This window comes from Mycobacterium sp. TH-M25, assembly GCF_057473665.1.
In genome coordinates, this window is sequence record NZ_JBYCLA010000234.1 from 1 (window position 1) to 3,384 (window position 3,384).

General features: G+C 66.3%; 5 protein-coding genes and 1 pseudogene. All 6 read right to left on the reverse strand.

The genetic code is table 11. The features are described 5' to 3' along the window. Nucleotides 1–226 (reverse strand): annotated as a pseudogene (locus AC2VOU_RS07795) (DUF3631 domain-containing protein); the annotation flags it as partial. Next, nucleotides 223–528, reverse strand: a complete 306-nt coding sequence (locus tag AC2VOU_RS07800; RefSeq protein ID WP_486956855.1) for a DUF2742 domain-containing protein — start codon at nt 526–528, stop codon at nt 223–225. The pseudogene AC2VOU_RS07795 and the gene AC2VOU_RS07800, both read right to left, overlap by 4 nt. 89 nt (nt 529–617) lie before the next feature. Beyond that, the gene (locus tag AC2VOU_RS07805; RefSeq protein WP_486956856.1) at nt 618–929 is read right to left on the reverse strand and encodes a helix-turn-helix transcriptional regulator; all 312 of its coding nucleotides are present in this window, start codon (nt 927–929) and stop codon (nt 618–620) included. Between the two features lie 102 nt (nt 930–1,031). Continuing rightward, nucleotides 1,032–1,403, reverse strand: a complete 372-nt coding sequence (locus AC2VOU_RS07810; RefSeq protein ID WP_486956857.1) for a hypothetical protein — start codon at nt 1,401–1,403, stop codon at nt 1,032–1,034. After that, entirely contained in the window at nt 1,400–2,764 is a 1,365-nt protein-coding gene (locus AC2VOU_RS07815; protein WP_486956858.1) for a recombinase family protein, read from the reverse strand. The genes AC2VOU_RS07810 and AC2VOU_RS07815 overlap by 4 nt, the downstream gene beginning before the upstream one ends. Nucleotides 2,765–2,807: 43 nt before the next feature. Further along, on the reverse strand, nt 2,808–3,384 hold a 577-nt coding region (locus AC2VOU_RS07820), incomplete at its 5' end, for an HNH endonuclease signature motif containing protein (RefSeq protein WP_486956859.1).

Sequence of the window (3,384 nt, forward strand, 5' to 3'; positions counted from 1 at the left end):
CTGGCTCTGGCGAGTCGAGCACCAGGCGGGGTGTCACGTAAAACGCACCGACACACCAAGTGTGAGCAGCCCACAGGCACAAGACCGTCAAGTGATCCGGGGTCGGCAGCGCCAGAAATGGCCCGGCGAACGACTCGATGTCGTCGAGCAGCTCGGCGCCGTCGGGGTCGTCCTCGGCGTACCAATCCTTCAAGTCGTCGACGTAATCGGCGTCCGCGGCGTTCACGCGACTACCCGCCGGATGTAGGCGCCGGAGGCCCGCGCGGCGTCGCGGCCGCGTAGCTCTCGCGCGATCTGCGACCAATCCGCTGATGCTGAAACGTCCTGTGCAGCGTCAGCTTTCGCGGTCTGTGCGGTTTCGACCCGCAAGGCGTGATGTTCCCCGAAGCTCGCCAACGCGAGAAGCTTTCGCGGGTCCCCGTCAGCCAGGTCGCACCAGGCCGGCGTGCCAGGCCACGGCAACGGGCCGGCGCAGTTCGCCTGGGCGAGGGCGGCTTGCAGGAACTCGTGGACCGGCCACCAGCTCACCTGCTGGGACGCCAACGCTGCGGTAAACTCGGGGACGGATGTGGTATCTCGGAGGGGCCGGCTTCCCGGGGCCGGCCCTTTTCGTTGCGTCACGCGGTTTTTCCGCCCATCTGGGCGTTTATCTCGCGGCGCGCCGGCTCTAGTAGTACGCGCAACCGGTCCGCTTGGTCCGCAGTGAGCCGCGGCGCGGCGCTCAACACTTTTTCGATGTAGGACTCGAAATCGTTGTTGTTGGCGCGCCGAACCAACGCTTGCTCAACCTGGGCGGGGTCGAGTTTGAGTAAACGGTCGCCGACTCTGTACGCCGGGAGCTGGCCGCTTTTGATTTTGCGGCGGATTGTCTTGTCCGACAGGCCGTAGCGGTCGCAGACGTCGCGAATGGTGATCAGTTTTTCGGGCATGCAAGGTCTCCATCGAATTGGAGACCCTTGCCAAAAGGGGCCGGTTTCGCGACTAATTTCGCGCGGCGCGTATGGCTAGACTATAGCAGCCGTAGTCGGTCGCTAGCGGTCGTCGTTTCGGCGTGTCGCGTCCGGCGGGTACATCGGTTCTCGGCCGGCCTGCCGCCACGTTTTGTCGATGGCGTTGGAATAGGCTGCGTGGTGATCCCGCGCGCCGGCGGCGACCTTGCGGCTAATCACCCGAAGGTCGAGCGTCACCGGCTCCTTGCATGTTTTGCAGTAGGCAGTCGTCTCGGCCACCTCGTCGCGCAGCAATGGGGACCTGACCTGATTTTTGGACGGGTAGATGGGTCCTTCGACGCCACCGAGGGCAGCGAAGTGGTTGACCACATACACCCCAGCGTCGGCGTCGGCGGTAACGCTGCCTACTTTGTGGTTGCGGGGGCAGTACACCTTGAGAACTTCCCGGCTCATAGCTGCCACTCGATCGCGATCCGTTCGGGGTCGAACGCCACCCGACCTCGCTTGCCCACCGGCATCACGGTCGCCACCAGCATGACATTGATAATGGCGCGTTGACGGTCCATGTCAAGGCCGTTGAACGCGGCGTATACGCGGTCGCTCCCGAGTGGGATGTCGGCGAATACTCGCTTGGCGCTAGCATCGCTCATCTTGGCTTCGACGGCATCGAGTTTGGTGTTGAGTCGTTCCCGCGCCGCGCGTAGTTCGGCTGCGGTCAGTTCTCCGTCGGCGAACTCGGTGGCCAGCTCGATTCGGCGTGCCCGAAGGGTGTTCGCTTCTGCGGTGAGCGCGTCGAGGTCGGGTGTGTCGCGGTCGATGAGCAGTTGCTTCGCGTCGTCGCGGGCCAACCGGCCGCATATGATGCGGCGCAGCGTCTCCTCGGTTTCCGGCTTGGAGATCGCCACGCCAAGGCATTTCCAGCAGCGGTAGCGCTCTTGGCCTTTCGGCCCCTGGTAGCCCGAGATACGGCCGCCGTCATCGCATTTGCCGCAGCGCAGCACCCCGGTCAGGAAATGCCGGCGCACCGTCTTGGGGCCGGGCTTGCGGCCCGGGTCGTCGAGCAGGGCTTGTGTTGCGCGCCAGGTGGTTTCGTCGACGAGCGGCGGCCAGGTACCGGGTCCGACGATGACGTTGTTATGGGCGCGCAGCGCGGCGTTGCGCGGTGCGCGGAGGAACAAGGACATGGTTGATGCGGTCCAGGGCTTGCCGGTGCGCCCGTAATAGCCTGCCTTGTTCCATTCGCGCGCCAGCCCAGACAGGGACCCGCCGCCCAGGATCGTCTCGTAGCCCTTGCGGACCAGCTCGGCCTCGACCGGGTGTGGCTGGCAGTCGGCGGTATAACCGAACGGGGTACGCGGCCACTTCGGAATGCCTCGCGCGGCCATCTGCTTGGCGGCGAGTTTCTGCCGGGCCGCCTTGCGCTCAACCTCGCCGCGGTTGACCGCCCCCAACAACCGGGCCACCAGGCGGCCCATGTCCGTGGACAGGTCGACGTCGCCGACGCAGGTCGCCAAACCGATTTTGTTGACCTCGGCGAGGTCGATCAGGTCCTCAAGGTCGCGCGGCTGCCGGTATAGGCGGTCGACATGCCAGCACACAATCGCGGCGATCTTTCCGGCGCCAACGGCGGCCAGCATTTCCTGATAGGCGGGGCGGGTGCCGTTGGTGGCGCTGCGGTCATTGTCGACGAACTCCACCAGATCGGCCCAGCCCCGGCGCTGCGCCAGCTCCCGGCAGGCTGCGCGCTGACGGTCGATGGCTGCCTCGTCGCGGGTGCGGTCCAGCGATTGCCGGAGGTAGATCGCGGTCGTCATGGCTTGTTACCCTACCACCCTTGTTAGGTTATCCAGCCAACTGCTAGTGGGTTTTGCAGTAGCACTTGAGGTTTGCCGCATGGGTGGGCCCACCCTGGGCGTAAGGGATGGTGTGGTCAAGCTCGCAGTCAAAGGACGGACGCTCACAGCCGGGCCAGCGACACGTCAGATCCCGGCAGCGTACGAAATCGGCCAACGCCTTCGACGGCACATACCCCGGCTCGGGGGCGGCGTCCCCGGGATGAACCAGCGGCACAAGTTTGGCCGTCGCCGCCAGTTCGGCCACCAGGTCGGGGCTGATCAACCCGTCGGCGCACACCTGCGAACCGGGAGCGCCGTCACCGTGCAGAGTGGGCTGTTCGGCCAGCACATGGACAACCACCGGCGGCGCCCCGGCCCGGCCCCGGGCCGGGCAATCAGCACGCCCGCAGCGACACCCCAGCCGATCCGCCCCGCCGGCCAACGCCCCCAACGCATCCGCGCGCCGCTCGGCACGCGAGCGCGGATCCTCAGCACACACCGTCCCCGCCAGCTTGTCCAGCCGTTGATCGAGGGCGTGGGCATCCGGGGTCAGCACGTAGCCGCGCAACTGCGAGAGCCCACCGACCCCCTCGTCGAAC